19 protein-coding genes and 1 other annotated feature are annotated in these 16,995 nt (G+C 47.5%); all 19 genes read right to left on the minus strand.

Going from position 1 to position 16,995, the window contains the following annotated elements; all coding sequences use genetic code 11:
• Positions 1–101: 101 nt before the first annotated feature.
• Complete coding sequence (gene obgE, locus MHB43_RS25720; protein WP_076216952.1) at positions 102–1,412, minus strand: GTPase ObgE; 1,311 nt, start codon at positions 1,410–1,412, stop codon at positions 102–104.
• 17 nt (positions 1,413–1,429) lie between these two features.
• Entirely contained in the window at positions 1,430–2,227 is a 798-nt protein-coding gene (locus tag MHB43_RS25725; RefSeq protein WP_017692623.1) for a Spo0B domain-containing protein, read from the minus strand.
• A gap of 90 nt (positions 2,228–2,317) precedes the next feature.
• Positions 2,318–2,629 (minus strand): 50S ribosomal protein L27, encoded by a 312-nt coding sequence (gene rpmA / locus MHB43_RS25730; RefSeq protein ID WP_017692622.1) that lies wholly within the window; start codon positions 2,627–2,629, stop codon positions 2,318–2,320.
• Positions 2,630–2,652: 23 nt separating this feature from the next.
• Positions 2,653–2,982, minus strand: a complete 330-nt coding sequence (locus MHB43_RS25735; protein ID WP_036605912.1) for a ribosomal-processing cysteine protease Prp — start codon at positions 2,980–2,982, stop codon at positions 2,653–2,655.
• A gap of 14 nt (positions 2,983–2,996) precedes the next feature.
• Complete coding sequence (gene rplU, locus MHB43_RS25740; RefSeq protein ID WP_017692620.1) at positions 2,997–3,308, minus strand: 50S ribosomal protein L21; 312 nt, start codon at positions 3,306–3,308, stop codon at positions 2,997–2,999.
• A gap of 14 nt (positions 3,309–3,322) precedes the next feature.
• Positions 3,323–3,407 (minus strand) — a sequence feature (ribosomal protein L21 leader region).
• A 56-nt stretch (positions 3,408–3,463) separates the two neighbouring features.
• Positions 3,464–4,714 (minus strand): Rne/Rng family ribonuclease, encoded by a 1,251-nt coding sequence (locus tag MHB43_RS25745; RefSeq protein ID WP_036605911.1) that lies wholly within the window; start codon positions 4,712–4,714, stop codon positions 3,464–3,466.
• A 106-nt stretch (positions 4,715–4,820) separates the two neighbouring features.
• Complete coding sequence (locus MHB43_RS25750) at positions 4,821–5,681, minus strand: M50 family metallopeptidase (protein WP_339178851.1); 861 nt, start codon at positions 5,679–5,681, stop codon at positions 4,821–4,823.
• Positions 5,674–6,522 carry a M23 family metallopeptidase gene (locus MHB43_RS25755; RefSeq protein ID WP_339178853.1) on the minus strand — a complete coding sequence of 283 codons (849 nt, stop codon included), beginning with the start codon at positions 6,520–6,522 and terminating at the stop codon, positions 5,674–5,676. Before MHB43_RS25755 ends, MHB43_RS25750 begins: the two co-directional genes overlap by 8 nt.
• A 148-nt stretch (positions 6,523–6,670) precedes the next feature.
• Positions 6,671–7,465 (minus strand): septum site-determining protein MinD, encoded by a 795-nt coding sequence (gene minD / locus MHB43_RS25760; RefSeq protein WP_053783092.1) that lies wholly within the window; start codon positions 7,463–7,465, stop codon positions 6,671–6,673.
• A gap of 3 nt (positions 7,466–7,468) precedes the next feature.
• The gene (gene minC / locus MHB43_RS25765; RefSeq protein ID WP_017692615.1) at positions 7,469–8,131 is read right to left on the minus strand and encodes a septum site-determining protein MinC; all 663 of its coding nucleotides are present in this window, start codon (positions 8,129–8,131) and stop codon (positions 7,469–7,471) included.
• A gap of 74 nt (positions 8,132–8,205) precedes the next feature.
• Positions 8,206–8,739: a rod shape-determining protein MreD gene (gene mreD / locus MHB43_RS25770; protein WP_091037552.1), complete on the minus strand. Its 534-nt coding sequence runs from the start codon at positions 8,737–8,739 to the stop codon at positions 8,206–8,208.
• Positions 8,739–9,611: a rod shape-determining protein MreC gene (gene mreC / locus MHB43_RS25775; RefSeq protein ID WP_405130707.1), complete on the minus strand. Its 873-nt coding sequence runs from the start codon at positions 9,609–9,611 to the stop codon at positions 8,739–8,741. Before mreC ends, mreD begins: the two co-directional genes overlap by 1 nt.
• 185 nt (positions 9,612–9,796) lie before the next feature.
• The gene (locus MHB43_RS25780) at positions 9,797–10,831 is read right to left on the minus strand and encodes a rod shape-determining protein (protein ID WP_017692612.1); all 1,035 of its coding nucleotides are present in this window, start codon (positions 10,829–10,831) and stop codon (positions 9,797–9,799) included.
• 183 nt (positions 10,832–11,014) lie between these two features.
• Positions 11,015–11,704, minus strand: a complete 690-nt coding sequence (gene radC / locus MHB43_RS25785) for a DNA repair protein RadC (protein WP_339178855.1) — start codon at positions 11,702–11,704, stop codon at positions 11,015–11,017.
• A gap of 37 nt (positions 11,705–11,741) precedes the next feature.
• Positions 11,742–12,353, minus strand: coding sequence for a nucleoside triphosphate pyrophosphatase (locus tag MHB43_RS25790; protein ID WP_091037560.1), 612 nt, complete (start codon positions 12,351–12,353; stop codon positions 11,742–11,744).
• Between the two features lie 94 nt (positions 12,354–12,447).
• Entirely contained in the window at positions 12,448–12,690 is a 243-nt protein-coding gene (locus MHB43_RS25795; RefSeq protein WP_047841183.1) for a DUF4321 domain-containing protein, read from the minus strand.
• A 145-nt stretch (positions 12,691–12,835) separates the two neighbouring features.
• Positions 12,836–14,065 (minus strand): SPOR domain-containing protein, encoded by a 1,230-nt coding sequence (locus MHB43_RS25800; RefSeq protein ID WP_405130708.1) that lies wholly within the window; start codon positions 14,063–14,065, stop codon positions 12,836–12,838.
• Positions 14,066–14,183: 118 nt separating this feature from the next.
• A complete protein-coding gene (gene murC / locus MHB43_RS25805) occupies positions 14,184–15,503 on the minus strand; it encodes a UDP-N-acetylmuramate--L-alanine ligase (RefSeq protein ID WP_047841184.1) in 1,320 nt (439 codons plus the stop codon).
• A gap of 56 nt (positions 15,504–15,559) precedes the next feature.
• Positions 15,560–16,936 carry a folylpolyglutamate synthase/dihydrofolate synthase family protein gene (locus MHB43_RS25810; RefSeq protein ID WP_036673600.1) on the minus strand — a complete coding sequence of 459 codons (1,377 nt, stop codon included), beginning with the start codon at positions 16,934–16,936 and terminating at the stop codon, positions 15,560–15,562.
• Positions 16,937–16,995: the final 59 nt, after the last annotated feature.

Genomic DNA, 16,995 nt, shown 5'->3' on the forward strand with positions numbered 1-16,995 from the left:
TCTCCCATGTCAGGAAAAAACAAAAAAACGCAGAGTTGCGGGTCAACTTCCCACTTCTCTGCGTTCCTATATCGATCTGTCTCTCCACGGAAGACAGCTACTTAATAGTAACTGCTGCCTTCCACGAATTCGAATTCAAAGTCTCCAATACGCACGATGGTGCCTTCTACAGCTCCGCGCTTACGCAACTCAGCGTCCACACCCATATAACGAAGTGTACGTGCGAGTTTCAGTATAGCTTCATGCGAGTTCAGTTGCATCCGTTTCATCATGCGGTCAATCTTGGCACTTTCGACAACGAACATTTCGTTCTCACGCACAATTTTGAAACCATCGTCTTCTTTTTTGTCCAGACTGTATACTTTACGTTCAGATACATCTGCTACCTCTTCAACCACTCGCTCGTCTGGAACCTGATCCAGCAGATCAGCTGCACGATACAGAAGTTCTTGAATACCTTTCCGGGTCAAGGATGAAATTGGCATCACTTCAATATCAGGTTGAACTTCGCGAACTTGCTGTAAAAATTGCTCCAGGTTCGCTTCAGAGTCTGGCATATCCATCTTGTTAGCTGCTACAATTTGCGTTCTCTCGGCGAGAAGCGGATTGTATAACTTCAATTCGTCATTGATTTTCTGCCAGTCTTCAAAAGGATCGCGTCCTTCTGAACCCGACATATCTACGACATGAACAATAATACGAGTACGCTCAACATGACGCAGGAACTCATGCCCCAGTCCGACTCCTTCATGTGCACCTTCAATCAGTCCAGGCAAATCGGCCATAACAAAGCTTCGGCCTTCTCCTACACCGACTACACCCAGATTCGGTGTAATGGTTGTGAAATGGTATGCCCCGATCTTTGGCTTGGCTGACGAAACGACAGAAAGCAATGTGGATTTCCCGACACTCGGGAAACCAACCAGACCAACATCTGCCATAACTTTCAGTTCGAGTACGATGTAACGCTCTTGTCCTTCTTCACCGTTCTCAGCAAGTTCAGGTGCAGGATTGTTCGGTGTAGCAAATCGGATGTTACCCCGTCCGCCCCGACCACCACGAGCAATAACAACCTGTTGACCGTGACGTGTCATATCCGCCAGTACTTCTCCACTGTCTTCATCCAAGATGATAGTTCCTGGTGGAATGCGCACAATCATATTCTCCGCGTTTGCACCATGCTGACTTTTATTACGTCCCTTCTCACCACGTGGGGCCTTGAAGTGACGCTGGTAACGGAAATCCATCAACGTACGCAAACCTTCATCCACGCGGAAAATGATGTCAGCTCCTCTGCCTCCATCGCCCCCGGCAGGTCCGCCGTTTGGTACATACTTCTCACGACGGAAAGAAATAATTCCGTCCCCTCCGTCTCCGGCTTTTACATAAATCTTCGCTTTATCTACAAACATTGGTTAACCCCTTCTTCCTATATTCCACACGGCATTCTGAATTGTATAAACGTATCCTCAGACGGAAACTGCTCCGTTCTGACTTTTTTTCCTTTGAGCACGGCAGTAAGCTGCCGCAGTGTTTCCGGATCGGGTGTTTGATCCCCGTCCAGTCGGACAACCACATCTCCATGATCCTGTCCGAAGTTCAAGGTCAGTTTGCGAACCTCTCCCCAAGAAGACCGGCCGCCGCCATATTGATAGGCCCTGATTGCATCTGCAATGGCCCCGGTAAGTGACTCGCCATCCTCGGGAGAGACCAGAGCACTAAGCTGCAACTCATCTTCTATTTCCACATGCAATTCCAGCGCGATTCCACTGGCCCGAAAAGACTGAAGATAAAATACGAGGGAAGGAATGCCTAATCTGGAGATTCGACTTTCTTCTGTAACCCGCTCTTTTATTCTTTCCACACATTGCAAGGATTTATCAAGTTTGCCCAGCCGAAGATATCCATATAACACCTGAAGGTCGTTCATCCAGTCGTGTCGATGATGATTTAATGAAGCAATTGCTGTTTTTTCCATGGATTGTATGATGGCTCTGCGTTCCGCCTCGGCCTGTTTCTTCATCGCATTCACAGAAATGAGCAATACTGCGACGGACCACAATGCGCACACGACGCTTGAGATCATCGCCGGATACAACATAACGAAAACCAAAGGAATCAGAAGTGAACATGCCGCAATCCACGGCACTCTTTTCCAAGATTTCATGGCTTCTCCCCGTTCTACAAAACTCGGTTGGTCTACACCCACCGTAACCAAGTATAACATGTCTTTTCTGCCAGTTCATTATCGAATAACCGTTGAATACAAAAAACCTTCGGCAAAAATGCCGAAGGCTCCTTAGGCGGAATGCCGATATTACGCTTCTACTGCTGCTGCTACAGGAGCAACATTAACAGGATAGATGCTTACTTTTTTGCGATCGCGTCCCCAACGTTCGAATTTTACAACGCCGTCGATTTTCGCGAACAAAGTGTCATCTTTACCGATGCCAACGTTAGTTCCTGGGTGAATTTTCGTTCCGCGTTGGCGAACGAGAATGCTACCACCAGTTACAGTTTGACCATCAGCACGTTTAACACCCAGACGTTGAGCATTACTGTCACGTCCGTTCTTCGTGGAACCTACACCTTTTTTCGATGCGAATAACTGAAGATTTAATTTCAACATGATTGGTTGTCCTCCTTCTTTGCTTATTTGAATTGCTGTATTTTAATATACTTCCCGTATGACTCTGCAATATTAGAGAGCATAACCACCATGGATTCGAGTAACAATTGTACCTGGGACCAGGTTTCCCCTCTCTCTAACAAAGGTAAAGAACCGCTTAAAAAGCCATTCTTCATCTTGGCATCCATTTCGACACCGGTCAATGTTTCAATCGAGTTCACCGTACCCACTGTAACAGCGGATACCCCGGCACATACGATGTCTTCTCCCCGCTTGGCAAAATTAGCATGCCCTTCAATGGAAAAACGTTCGATGTTCCCGTCCTCATCACGAAAGATTTGAACGATAATCACTTATCGCACCTTCTTTACGCTTTGATTGTTTCGATAGTTACTTTAGTGTACGGTTGACGGTGACCTTGCTTCACATGGTAGTTCTTTTTAGGTTTGTATTTGTATACGATAACCTTTTGTCCTTTGCCATGTTTCTCCACTTTAGCCGTTACAGTAGCTCCGGAAATCAATGGTGTACCTGCTGTCAAACCTTGATCGTTAGATACAGCCAGGACACGGTCGAACGTTACGCTTTCGCCATCGTTCGCAGTCAATTTCTCGATGAACAGAACATCGCCCTCTTGGACTTTGTACTGTTTGCCGCCTGTTTCAATAATTGCGTACATTTGCCTTGCACCTCCTCATGTCTCAGACTCGCCCGTTCTCAGGTGACAGTGTCCTTGCGGAACTGTTCTTATACCCGGCCAGTGCGGTTACAGCATGTGCAAGACCATTAGGCTAAACACATACTTGAAGATTATATCACGCAATATATCAAAAATCAATGCAAAGGTGAAATATATCTTTTTCCCGTTCCATGGCAGGAAGAACACGGCTCCACATAGGGCAACGTACTTTCTTCCCGCACTTTCTTACGGGTAAGTTCGAGCAAACCCAGTTTGGTCCAACCCATTACAAACGCTTTGGTCCGATCCTTCTTGAGCTCACCCTCCAAGGTTGCTGCGACTTCATGCCGATTCGAGGCTTCCTCCATATCAATGAAGTCGACAATAATCATGCCACCGATATCCCGCAGGCGCATCAGACGGGCAATCTCTACTGCTGCCTGTATGTTGGTCTCTGTCACGGTCTCTTCCAGACTGTCACCGCCAGCTCCCGTATACTTCCCCGTATTCACATCCACGACAGTCAGAGCCTCGGTATGATCAATAACAATGTATCCGCCTCCGGGCAACCACACTTTCCGGGCAAAATCCTTATTCAACTGTTCCTGCACACCATAGGCTGCAAAGATGGATTCTGTTCCCCGATACACCTGTACTTTGGGTTGGTGACCAGGACTAATCTCTTCGAGCAATGCTTTTACCTCACGGGCTTGTCCTTCACTATCAGTGATGACTTCGTCACTCCCTGGCGTATACACATCTCTGATGATTCGCTGTACCATGCTATGATCCCGATGCAAGAGGCTTGGTGAAGGCAAACTGTCCGCTTTTTCACGAATCAGATACCACTGCGCGCGTAATGTTTCCAAGTCCGACTTAATGGCTTCATGCTGCTCTTCTCCAGATACGGTCCGAATAATAAGTCCTTCTTCATCCCGCCTCAGTTGCTCCCCAAGTGCCTTAAGACGGGAACGATCCCCTTCACGGGCAATTTTCTTGGATACCGCTACATAGTCAGCAACAGGCATGTAGACAAGCCAACGGCCCGGGAGTGAATAATGAGTCGTCACCCGGGCTCCCTTGCCTCCTACCGGTTCTTTCAGAACCTGAACAATGACTTCCTGACCCGGGCGAAGCAACTCCGAGATGGAAGGCTTCACCTTGGGCTGTTTCTCCAGATGGGGATGCAACACATCGTCCACATAGAGGAACGCATTCTTTTTCTGACCAATATCCACAAAAGCAGCTTGCATACCTGGTAACACATTCACGACCCGTCCCTTGAAAAAGGAACCCAGCAGTCCACGATCACGTGTACGCTCTGCCGTAAATTCCACAGCTTTGCCTTCTTCCAGAAGCGCCATTTGCATGAGGTTATGTTCATTATGTACTATCATTTGTTTCATGGCTTCACCTCTAGAAGACAATTCAAATCATCCACATCCATTTCAGTATCTTTTCAATTCTCATTGTACATATATTAACCCATTTCAGAACAGGTCCACCAGAACACTACAATTTATCACCATTTTGTTGAAAATAGGAACCGATTATCCGTTGCTCAGGCAAGACGGCCATAATTCGCCCCTGTCTGTTCATCACGTATACCATATGGTATCTTTCTCTCTTTAATAGACGCAAAATAGTGTCCAAAGGTTTCGCCGGAAATGAGATTATTGGCTGCGCCAAACTGCCAGTAGCCGCGTGACGAGCGAACGCGCCTTCCCGATTCATGAGAAAACGGATGAAGCGATAGGGCACATTTCGATAATCCGTTACGTTGGAATAGAACAAAAAAAGGCCGATTAACAGAATGTTGAGCGGTAGGCCGTAGTCGCCAGTAAACCATCGGCTGATAGCATATAAAATAACCCCTACGCTACACAGAATGCTAATTCTGTAAGTCCACATTAAAGTTGTGTAGTAGGGTGCCCACAGACTGACAAGCGCCTGAACAATTTTACCTCCGTCCAGAGGAAGTACAGGCAGCAGATTAAAGAGAGCAATGAGCAGGTTCCCCTGAATGATATAGTTGAGAAATACCGGATCGCCCAGATTGCCATACTGCAACAGCATAACCACGCCAACCATCAGGATGTTTTGTAATGGACCAGCCAGAGCAATCATGATTTCCCGGTAGGCCGTGATTGTACCTCCATCTTCGATAACCGCTACTCCTCCAAAAGGGAGCATCTGGATTGACAAAACACGATAGCCCAGAAGGGCAGCAGCCGTAGCATGTCCACATTCATGAATGAATACGATGGCAAACAACGTAATAAGTTCAATGAAATGTCCAGTCAGAAGGGAGGCCATCATAATAATTACAAAAAACGGATGAAACGTAATGCGGACTCCCCACACCCTAATCAAGGGCAACAACTTCCGCTGGGTCTACGTACTCCTCCCCCTCTTTGACTGCAAAATAGAGCGTGGCCGGTTGTTCACCACCCGTAGCCTTGAGACTCCCCACCAGATTCCCTGCTTCCACCCAGTCATTCACGCTCACTTCACTTTCGTTCAGACGACCGTATATTGCCGTGACATTGCCTGTATGCTGGATGACAACTGTGAATCCACTTGCTGCATCGCCGATAACCTCCATGACACGCCCTGCATCAGAACTTGCGACCTGTATAAGTTCTGCACCTGTGGCATCCGGAACGATCTCAATTCCCTTCATGCTCAGCGCGAATGGCTGAACCACTGTGCCTGAGATCGGTTTGCCCAGTAACTGCCGAATGCCTGAACCATTGACAGCATCCGTCGTATGTCCGAGGACTGGAAGAAACGAAGGCGTTCCTCCAAAATGCCGTTCATACCAAGCCGCTGCTGAGGCAAAATCCATATCTCGATGGAGTGCATCCGCAATTACTGTTTTGGTTGATGTCGTCCACGATGTATCCAACTGAAACAGACCCCATACTCCGCCAAATATCAAAGCGCTAATGACCGTCCGTTTGAGAAGTGACTTGAACAGGTTGAATCTCGAATGCCCCCCTGGAACAAAATGACCATTCTCTTTTTTCCACAACCATTCCGGATCTCTTTCCTGTATCCCCTCACTAGGCGTAAATGGTTTTGGGTTAATGATCTCATTCTTGTCCAAAAGTGAACCTACTTTTTGCTCCTGTAAGACCTCCACAGTGGCACCATCCATCAATCGCCGGATGCGTTCTTCTCGTCTCTGCTTGATTCTGAGTTTCGTGTTCATGAAATGTCCTCCCGCCGAGGCTTGTTTACTACATCCTATGAAGAGGCGCTTGATAATATGAACAAGCCTGCCCGCAGGTAACAAAAAAAGCCGGGCTATATGCCACGGCTGTCATGTAATTGCTTAATGAATAAGTTCGTTTAACGAGTTAACCCATTCCGAAGAACTTTTTGAACCGAGTGAAAGCTCCCTTTTTCTGCTCCAGCTGCATTAATGGGACCGTATCTCCCAGAATGCGTCGTGCGATATTTCGATACGCAATCGCCGCAAGTGAATCCGGATTCATGACCGTAGGTTCTCCTGAATTGGCAGCTTTGATGACCAGTTCATCATCAGGCACAATGCCGATCAAGTCAATATTAAGTACTTGTAAAATACCATCGATATCTAACATGTCACCCGATTTAACCATATTATTGCGAATTCGATTCACCACCAGCTTTGGTGATTGAATGTGCGAACTCTCCAGTAGGCCGATGACACGATCCGCATCACGTACTGCAGCATTTTCCGGTGTAGTGACCACGATGGCCTGATCTGCTCCTGCTACCGCATTTTTGAAACCCTGCTCTATGCCGGCTGGGCAATCAATAATGACGTACTCAAAATCTTTTTTCAATTCAAGGATAATATCCTTGACCTGTTCTGGCGACACTGAGTTTTTGTCTCTCGTCTGCGCTGCAGGCAACATGTATAATTCTTCGAAACGCTTGTCTTTGACCAAAGCCTGATTCAGACGGCAGCGGCCGTCCGCAACGTCGCACAGATCGTAAATAATACGGTTTTCGAGTCCCATCACGACATCCAAATTACGAAGGCCGATATCGGTATCTACCAGACAAACCTTTTTGCCGAGCAGCGCCAGCGCTGTCCCGATGTTTGCCGAGGTGGTTGTTTTACCCACGCCGCCTTTACCCGAAGTGATCACGATCGCCTCTCCCATGAGCTACACTCCTTTAAACACATTAAAATCTCGGCGTAACCGAACGATATTGCTCATTTTGTCTATCTGCATCTGATTGTCCTGTAAGTAAGCAAATTCCATTCCGGTCTCTCGGCTCTCCCATTCATCGGGAGGACGACTGATGATATCCGCAATCCGTAGCTGCGTCGGTGCAAATACCGAAGCGGCAATGATCGCTTCCTCGTCCCCGCCAATTCCGGCATGAGCCATACCTCTGAGTGAACCCAACACATATATATCTCCGGTACACGTCACTGTGCCCCCCGGATTGATATCCCCAAGAAACAGGAGATTTCCTTCATGATGAAGCACCTGACCTGAACGCACCATACCACACATGGTTACAATCGGCGGCGGTCCTTTAACCTCCGGTTGGAGTGCAGGTGAGTCGATGGATCGAATAAGCAAATTCCCTTTTTGCTTCAATATATCGAGGATTGCTTCTTTCTGGTCCTCTGTCACTTCGCGGGCACCCAACTTGATATCCACATGAACAATCGGTCCGGTCAAAATATTTTGATGGCTGTGTTCCAGCTTATAGCGGAGCTCATAGAGCAATTCCTCGAATTCACATTGATCGTCCAACAGGAAAACCAGGCCGTCTCGGATGCCTTTAATCGTTACGTGATTCGATTTTACCGTCATAAGCCTGTCCCTCCCATCTCATTACATTTCGTGCCCGGGGCCCCAAGTTCCTGCTTTGCGCTCCATAAATGTATTTAGGAAGCTTCTTCTGTCTTGCTCCGTCTCTTGCCGATCCGCTCCAGTTGTTTCCGAAGCGGGACATATATGATCAAGGCAAACACAAAATGAATGAACAAATTAGGAATCATGTATTCAATCAACGCCCAGTCAAAGGTCACGTGGTTAAGTTGGAAGAGCTTGTACAGGAAAAATAGCATGGTGTCATTAAGCAGACTTCCCAAAATGACAACCGATACCATAACCGGCAAGGGTGCACGAGGTGCTTGAAAAATGAGTCCCATCATGTATGCCGATAATCCCATCGAGAATCCATAAGGTCCAATCATCTCGCCGTAGAATACGACGTCATGCAATAGTCCAAAAAATATACCGAGCACTAGTGCCGTGTGTCGATGATGATATACAGCGATAAACAAAATTACGATATAGACCAGATTGGCAGAAATACGCATGTGCCAGCCAGAAGGGATGAGCAGCGGCAAAATTGTGCCTTCCGCAATGAACAAAACGAATAGTAACAAGAACAAAACTTGCTTGCGTGTTACCATTATTCTTTTACCTCAGGCGGGATAATGACAATCAGCTCTTTCCAGTCAAGGAAGCTGGCGTATGGTTCGATAATCGCAGTCCTTGTTAAACCGTATTCCCCAACTTCAACCTTCTCCACTTTACCAATCCGCATGTACTTCGGAAAATTGTTAATAATTCCGGAGGAGATAATCTCATCATCCTCTTTGATATTAGAATCCTCTGAGATTTTGGTCATCTTGAGCATGCCCGTCTTCGGATCGTAACTCTCAATCATACCAAACACTTTCTCTTTACCTACTGCCGTTGCTGCAATGGCATTGGATGTTGGATCATTGGCGTCCATGGACGTTAACAGATTAACCGTTGATGTATAGGAGCTGACATGACTGATCACGCCGACCAGCCCTTCCTGGGAGGTAACGGCCATCCCCGGCTTGATTCCCGCATTTTCACCGATATCAATGTTAATGGTTCTGCTGTTTGGATCCGAATTGGCACTGATAACCTGAGCAATTCGTGAACCGTAATTATAGCGATTCTTCTGTTCTTCTGTGAAATTGAGCGCTTTCTGAAGTTGCTCATTCACTTGCTCCATATCATTATACTTCAGCCGATCTCGGGTATAGTGACCCATCGCGATGCGGAGCTCTTCATTCTCTTCATATACCGTACGCATGTTCGCTACATCTTTGAAAAAGCCCGCTACATAGGAAGCGGGCTTGTAAAATACGTATTGTACAAATCCAACTGAATCCTTCACGAATTTCTCCGGCCAGGATAGAGTGGTTCGCGGACTGAGCGTAAAGCCCATTAACGCGATAAATGTAACAAGGCCCACCAGCAAAACAAAAAGTCTTTTGTTGCCTAGCAGTTTAAACAGTTCGAACACCCTCTAACATCCATATTCTCTTCCGAGCCATGCCCGGCGGGGAGACTGTCAGACCTGTAGTCCCTGCGAGAATATCAGCCGATCCTCCCCTGTTAAGCGGGTAATAGCTCATCCCCGGGGTTAACCGGGTCCTCTATAAAGATATCTTGCCACTTGGTCGCTATGCCAAGTTAGGCAAATACCAATTAACGTTTGGAACGAACTGCCGAACTGCTTCTGCTTTTGAACAAATGAATATTCTCTAGCGCTTTACCTGTTCCGATTGCTACACAATCCAGCGGGTTCTCAGCCACAATGACAGGCATTCCTGTCTCACCAGCGAGAAGCTTGTCCAGGTTACGAAGCAATGCCCCACCACCTGTAAGAACGATACCCCGATCCATGATATCGGCAGCAAGTTCAGGCGGGCATTTTTCCAGTGTTACTTTTACCGCTTCAACAATTGCATTCACCGTATCAGCCAGCGCTTCACTGATCTCGTCCGAAGTAATCGTAATGGTCTTCGGCAGACCTGTTACAAGGTCACGTCCACGAATTTCCATCGTTTCTACTTGTTCCAATGGCATAGCTGATCCAATATCCATCTTCAATTGCTCTGATGTACGCTCACCGATCATCAGATTGTATTGGCGTTTGATGTACTGGATAACGGATTCATCCATCTCGTCACCTGCTACACGAACCGAACGGCTCGTAACAATACCACCAAGAGAGATAACAGCCACTTCTGTTGTGCCGCCACCGATATCTACAACCATACTACCCGTTGGTTCCCATACAGGCAGATCTGCACCGATTGCAGCTGCAAAAGGCTCTTCAATTGTATAGGCTTCACGTGCTCCGGCCTGTTTGGTTGCATCTTCAACCGCACGTTGTTCTACTGCCGTGATCCCGGATGGTACACATACCATCACGTTTGGATGACGCTGGAACATGGAGCGTTGTTTCTGAGCTTCACGGATGAAATATTTGATCATCGTTGCCGTTGTATCAAAATCGGCAATAACGCCATCTTTCATTGGACGAATGGCACGAATGTTACCTGGTGTACGTCCAATCATTTTTTTGGCGGCTTCACCTACTGCCTCGATGCTATTTGTATCTGTCCGTATAGCGACAACCGAAGGTTCTCGCACCACAATTCCTTTTCCTCGTACATAAACCAACGTATTTGCTGTCCCCAAGTCAATACCCAAATCTTTCGTAAAACCACCAAACATAACATAATCTCCTTTTCTGCCTCATATAGCCGCTCCATCATGATCCAGAGCGTAATAATTTCATTCCCACGCAACACGTGGAGCTAATATTCGCATTTGTTTTTTTGCATTTGTAAAGTGAACCTATCTTTTACGGACAACGCCGTTAACATTCATAGGAAAACATCAACGCCAACCATTATATTATACTAAGCCCTTCTCCTTCAAACTTACGTACGTTCCATCTCCGATAATAATATGATCAAGCACGTCAATGCCAACAATAGCGCCTGCTTCAATCAGTCTCTTGGTTATTTGGATATCCTCTGGACTCGGCGTAGGATCACCACTCGGATGGTTGTGTGCGCACACAATCGATGCGCTGCTGCATTTGATGGCAGCCCGGAACACTTCACGTGGATGTACAATCGAAGCGTTAAGGCTGCCCATGGAGAGTGTTTCCTGAGCAATAATATGATTTTTACTATTCAGAAAGAGACACACAAAATGTTCTTTTTGCAAGTAACGCAATTGTTCCATCAGGATATCAGCTGCATCACGGGGTGTACGAATTGAAGTCGACTGTGTGAGTCTGCTCTTGGCAATCCGATGACCCAGCTCAATGCCAGCTTTCAATTGCACAGCCTTGGCATTGCCAATCCCTTTCATCGTGATCAGTTCTTCCAGACTCAAATCCATCAACGAGCGAATGCCACCCGCTTCGGCCAGAATCCGCTGTGCCATATGCACCGCGGATTCCTGTCTTGTGCCTGTTCGAAGTAAAATTGCCAGCAATTCAGCATGGCTTAAGGCGCCCGCCCCGTATTCCATCATGCGTTCTCTCGGGCGTTCTTCCTGGGGGATGTCGCGCATCATGTATTGAGGCGACTCCATAAGTTCCCTCTTTTCATTTCACAACATTTGGCTTCATTCATGTTCGTGGCAACACATGTACGCCGAACCCGTCCAACATATCACTTAGCAAAGATAGCGGCAAGCCAACTACATTAAAATAACATCCTTCAATGCGATCGATCAGTGAAGCACCAATGCCCTGAATGGCATATGATCCTGCCTTGTCTGAAGGCTCACCTGTCTGCACATAAGCACGGATGGTTGCATCCGACAGCTCTTTCATTGTTACATCGGTCTGGCGGTAATGAACTAACGACTGTCCATTGCCCGCATCAATACAAGCAACGCCCGTAAACACCCGATGTACGCGGCCCTGCAGCCGGGATAACATACGTTCAGCATCCGCTTCGTCTACAGGTTTGCCTAGAATCTCACCATCCAGAACAACAACGGTGTCACTACCAACAATAATGGCTTCCTGCTCGCGGCCTTCAAGCCCGCGATACACGGCAAGCGCCTTGCGCAAAGCAAGCTCCTGCACCGTCTGTTCAGGTGTCCACTCTGGTGGTGTATCTTCATTGGCATGACTTGGTATTACATCAAACGCTAGGTGGAGTGATGCGATCAGTTCTTTGCGCCGAGGCGATGTGGAGGCCAGAATAATAGGGCGCTGTTGTGTGTTATCCAAAATGAACGGCTCCTTATGCCACGGCAACATCCTGTCCGGATCACGATAATAGATGTCACTGGTTTAATTTTTTTCGTCATAACTCGTCATTCTCCTACAGTCTGCGATAAAGCCACACAGCGGCAATCATACCGATCAGACTCAGAAGGCTCATTTGAAATTGAAGTGAAATATCATAACTGATAATATCCAGATCAGCCTGTGGCGACCAACGTATGGTCGTGGCTTTCGTAAGAAAGGCTACTGCCTTTACAGGCTGCAGTGCCTTGGCGATCCACGCTCCGGCCATCCAGCCGAGCAGCAGAAACAGCAATAACATGCCGAAGTTTTTTTTCATCGGTAATCTTCCCTCGCCATTTTTTGACACCCACATTATTATACGGGGTTTTGTACGTCAATACAAACACAAATCCGGCAAGGGGAACTATTTCCAGTTCCTTGCCGGATGGGTATTTCCAAGCGTTGTTATGGGAAAGAGCATGTTACTGCTTTATCGCTTCAAGCCATTTTTTCTGCTGCAGTACATATTCCATCAGATCGGACTGCACGGACCACATGTGCACATCATCCGGGTTTTTGTTGTACTCTGCGATAGCCGTAATTGCACTGTTCATTGATTTCTCCATTCCACCAATAAGAGGTTGTACATCTGCGGTCAGGCCAGGTGTAAGACTATTCAATCCGGTCAGCCATGACTGGTGCTTATTTTGAAGCGCGGTCATCGTTTCTGTAGAGACTGCTGCCGGAGCAGACTGTCCCAGCTGCTGAATGGACAAGGTAGATAATTGTTCGACCAGTGCAGAACTGTTTGTGAAGAAAAGCTGCACATCCTCTTGCTTGCCACCGAATATAGCCGGATTGATCTCAGGGTTCACGATCTCCTTGACGTATAGCTCAACTCCCTGGGCTTTTAACCTGGAGCTAAGTAGCTTGGCCTCTTCACGATCAGCCGAAATGCCTGCATATACTCGATTGCCATCTTCAGGATCAGAACCTGCGGCTATACCTGCCTGAGCGAGCTCAAGCTTGGCCTGCTCAGCACGTTCAGGAGAACTAAATACACCGTATTGAAGTGCATAATACGTGCTGCCAGTCGTAGCTGTCTGAAGTTGCTGTTCTGTACCTGCAGTCCCCTCCTGACCCGTCACAGTGGAAACTGCCTGATTGACGGGAAGAAGATCGCCTGGCTTGACGGCTCCTTCTTTATTGAAAAATGAAAGAATAACCATGCCGAATAGTGCTCCCGTAACAAGTGCCCCAGTGACAGAACCAATCATTTTCCATCCCCTTGGAGGGCGATTGCGTTTATAGGAATAGTTCTCCGAATCTGCAAGCCAGTCGTGGCCCTGATCATCATGTGTATTGGACAGATCACGACGCTCTTCCTCCGCATTATCGGTGTGATTAACATAACCGGAACCGGAACGGTTCCCAAAATAATGGGTCTCATCCAAGTTCAAGTTCGAATCATGACTCACCCGCTCGTCAGGTTCAGGTACAGTAGAGCTTGTCAGCACCGTCTCTCCCCAGTCTCCGGGGATATCCTCAGGCGTCCATGATGGGGTTGTATCCATCTGCTTAGGCGTTAGCGGTTGATTATGCGGTAATTCTTCACTTAACGTCACCAATGGACTGGACCCGGATATCCTCTTGTTCTCAGGCTTGTCCGACTCATGATCTCCGAAGCGAAACGTCATTCTAGCATTGCTCACCCGTACCCTCTCCTTTGTCCCATTTATAACAGCTATATGCAGAGACTGGAGGTTACATTCCATATAACGCAAAAAAAACGCCTGCTTCGTATCGAAGACAGGCGATTTCTCAATTGATTTATTTCAAACCTTTGGCAAGTGTATCGCCGACTTTCCAAATATCCCCTGCACCCATCGTAATCACAAGATCTCCTGGCTGCAGACGATGCTGCAGATCAGCTACCACTTCTTCTTTTGTAGGAAGGTAACGTGCAGAAGCATTACTGTTTTGAACGATCAGTTCAACCAGTCTGGCTGAGGTTACCCCTTCGATCTGTTTTTCGCCCGCAGGAGAATAGATATCCGTAATAAGCACTTCATCCGCTTCTGCGAAAGCACGACTGAACGCATCCAGCAGGAAGAACGTCCGCGTATAACGCTGTGGCTGGAATACCGCAATAATACGTTTGCCCGTTGCTTTGGCGGCACTAATGGTAGCTTCAATCTCAGTCGGGTGATGAGCATAATCATCGATGATCAGCATATCACGCGCCTCACCCAATACCTGGAATCTGCGTTTGGCTCCGTGGAATTGGATGATGGCTGCTACAATCTTCTCAAATGGAATGCCCGCTTCCAAACAGGTAATCACAGTAGCCATTGCATTATAAACGTTATGCTTACCCGGCACTGATAATTCCACCGTGCCCATAGCAGCACCCTGATGATTCATCGTAAAGGAGATACGGCGATCGCCCAGTACAATATCCGTTGCCGTATAATCTGCAGCACGATCAATACCATAGGTTGTAATCCGTGACTTGAGTTCTGGCAAAATCGCTTGAACATTCTCGTCGTCAGAACACACAATCGCTGTTCCTTCCGGACGAATCTGGCTCAGGAACTGCACATAAGCCCTTTTGAGCTCCTCAAAATCACTGTTGTAATTCTCCAGATGATCTGCCTCAATATTGGTTACAATACCGAGCCATGGATGGTACTGCAAAAACGAACCATCGCTCTCGTCCGCTTCAGCGACTACCCAATCGCCTTGACCAGCCTTCGCGTTGGTACCCACATTCATGATTTCTCCGCCAATAATGTATGTCGGATCTGTATCACATTTATCCATAACAAGTGCAATCATGGATGAAGTGGTTGTTTTACCATGAGCCCCAGCTACAGCCACACCTTTACGTTCGTTCAACAAACGTGCAAGCATCTGGGAACGATGCAGAATCGGAATGTTCAGCTCTGCAGCTGCTACCCGTTCCACATTATCAGCAGGCGCTGCCGTAGAGTAGACAACAAGGTCTGCTCCAGTGACGTGCTCTGCCGTATGTCCGATATATATTTTCGCTCCCTTGGCTGCCAACTTCTCGGTCAACTCCTGTGAAGCGACATCCGATCCGGTAACGGTGTATCCCATTTCCAACATAACTCTTGCGATGGCACTCATGCCATATCCGCCAATCCCTATAAAATGAACGTGTTCCGATGTATTTAACAAAACTTTCACCAACCTTTTTCAGAATCGGTTTGATGCAAAAGGGCTGCCCGCACATCCGCAATCAGGTACAGTGTGCCGGAGACCACCCCCAGATCTTCCGCTTCCGTCCGTGACTTCAATAGATCAAGTGCCTTTGCCCATTCGGGCTCGACGATGATTTCCAGTTCCTGCTTCGCAATGGCGGGACGTACCCGTTCGACAATCTGCAGCAATTCGGCTGCATCCATTTTGCGTCGGAAATCTGGCTCGGTCAGGATCAGCGTATCCACTAGTGGCAGTATATGCTGCAAATACGCTTCGTGATGCTTATTTGCCAACATACCCATCATCAAAATTAACTTGTTGTGCGGATAGACATCCATAATGCTCTTGGCCAGTGACTCTGCCCCTTCTGGATTATGTGCTCCATCAAGCACAATTCGGGGTTCATCGACGACTTTTTCGAATCTTCCTGCCCAGAAAGCATTCTCCAGTCCAAGTGCAATATCGTTGTCATCCAGCATAAATGCCATGTATTGTCTAAGCAATTCAAGCACCATAAGTGCGGCCGCTGCATTGTCACATTGATGTGAGCCCTGCATACGTATGCGAACGTCCAGGTCACGAAACGGGCCTGTAAAATGAAAAGATTGTCCGTTCTCATTGCTGTCCAGTCTATGATAAGAGAATTGATCTCCAGCCAAATACACGCTTGATTGAAGCTGCTGTGCTTTCTCCTGAATCACCTTCACAGCTTCGGGTTGAGTCGCGCATGTCACAACGGGTACTCCCGGCTTGATAATACCTGCCTTTTCTCCAGCAATCTGCTCAATCGTATCTCCAAGCACATCCGTATGATCCATACCAATGTTGGTGATGACGGACACAACAGGTGCGACAATATTCGTTACGTCCATCCTTCCCCCTAGCCCCGTCTCCCATACCACAACGTCAGGGTAACACTCCTCTGCATAGTACAGAAGCGCGAGAGCCGTGGACACCTCAAACATCGTGGGTGACCCAAGCGGAGTGGAGGCCATTTCCATGACCAGTGGATGTAATCGGTTCGAGAGCTTAAGCAGGATTTCTTCAGGAATATCCTCACCGTTGTATTGAAAACGGTTTGTAAACTTGGTGATATAAGGCGACGTAAAGGTACCCACATCATATCCAGCCTGAAGAAGCACTGACGTCAAAAAAGCGCAAGTCGAACCTTTGCCGTTCGTTCCCGCGACATGAATAAATTTGAGACGTTGGTGTGGATTGCCTAACATGGACATCAGACTCTCGATTCGTTCCAATCCAGGTCGGATGCCAAAAGGAATAAGGCCATTGATCCAGTCCACGGCCTCGTTGTACGTAAGTAAAGGAGCTGCTGCATCTGTCCCGTCTAATTCCGTCATCTGATTCACCTTCGGTCCCGAGTTTGAGTGAAAAAAGCGGCCGGATGGCATAATGGCTC

Origin of the sequence: Paenibacillus sp. FSL H8-0317 (genome assembly GCF_045040685.1) — a bacterium.
Lineage (GTDB): Bacteria > Bacillota > Bacilli > Paenibacillales > Paenibacillaceae > Paenibacillus.

Bases quoted from the DNA above. Each gene is read 5' to 3' on its own strand.
- obgE (WP_076216952.1), bottom strand. From the start codon at position 1,412: ATGTTTGTAGATAAAGCGAAGATTTATGTAAAAGCCGGAGACGGAGGG.
- rpmA (WP_017692622.1), bottom strand. From the start codon at position 2,629: ATGTTGAAATTAAATCTTCAGTTATTCGCATCGAAAAAAGGTGTAGGT.
- radC (WP_339178855.1), bottom strand. From the start codon at position 11,704: ATGGAGTCGCCTCAATACATGATGCGCGACATCCCCCAGGAAGAACGC.
- minD (WP_053783092.1), bottom strand. From the start codon at position 7,465: ATGGGAGAGGCGATCGTGATCACTTCGGGTAAAGGCGGCGTGGGTAAA.
- MHB43_RS25755 (WP_339178853.1), bottom strand. From the start codon at position 6,522: ATGAACACGAAACTCAGAATCAAGCAGAGACGAGAAGAACGCATCCGG.
- MHB43_RS25810 (WP_036673600.1), bottom strand. From the start codon at position 16,936: ATGACGGAATTAGACGGGACAGATGCAGCAGCTCCTTTACTTACGTAC.
- MHB43_RS25780 (WP_017692612.1), bottom strand. From the start codon at position 10,831: ATGTTTGGTGGTTTTACGAAAGATTTGGGTATTGACTTGGGGACAGCA.
- murC (WP_047841184.1), bottom strand. From the start codon at position 15,503: ATGAGTGCCATCGCAAGAGTTATGTTGGAAATGGGATACACCGTTACC.
- mreD (WP_091037552.1), bottom strand. From the start codon at position 8,739: ATGGTAACACGCAAGCAAGTTTTGTTCTTGTTACTATTCGTTTTGTTC.
- minC (WP_017692615.1), bottom strand. From the start codon at position 8,131: ATGACGGTAAAATCGAATCACGTAACGATTAAAGGCATCCGAGACGGC.
- MHB43_RS25795 (WP_047841183.1), bottom strand. From the start codon at position 12,690: ATGAAAAAAAACTTCGGCATGTTATTGCTGTTTCTGCTGCTCGGCTGG.
- rplU (WP_017692620.1), bottom strand. From the start codon at position 3,308: ATGTACGCAATTATTGAAACAGGCGGCAAACAGTACAAAGTCCAAGAG.
- MHB43_RS25745 (WP_036605911.1), bottom strand. From the start codon at position 4,714: ATGAAACAAATGATAGTACATAATGAACATAACCTCATGCAAATGGCG.
- MHB43_RS25725 (WP_017692623.1), bottom strand. From the start codon at position 2,227: ATGTTATACTTGGTTACGGTGGGTGTAGACCAACCGAGTTTTGTAGAA.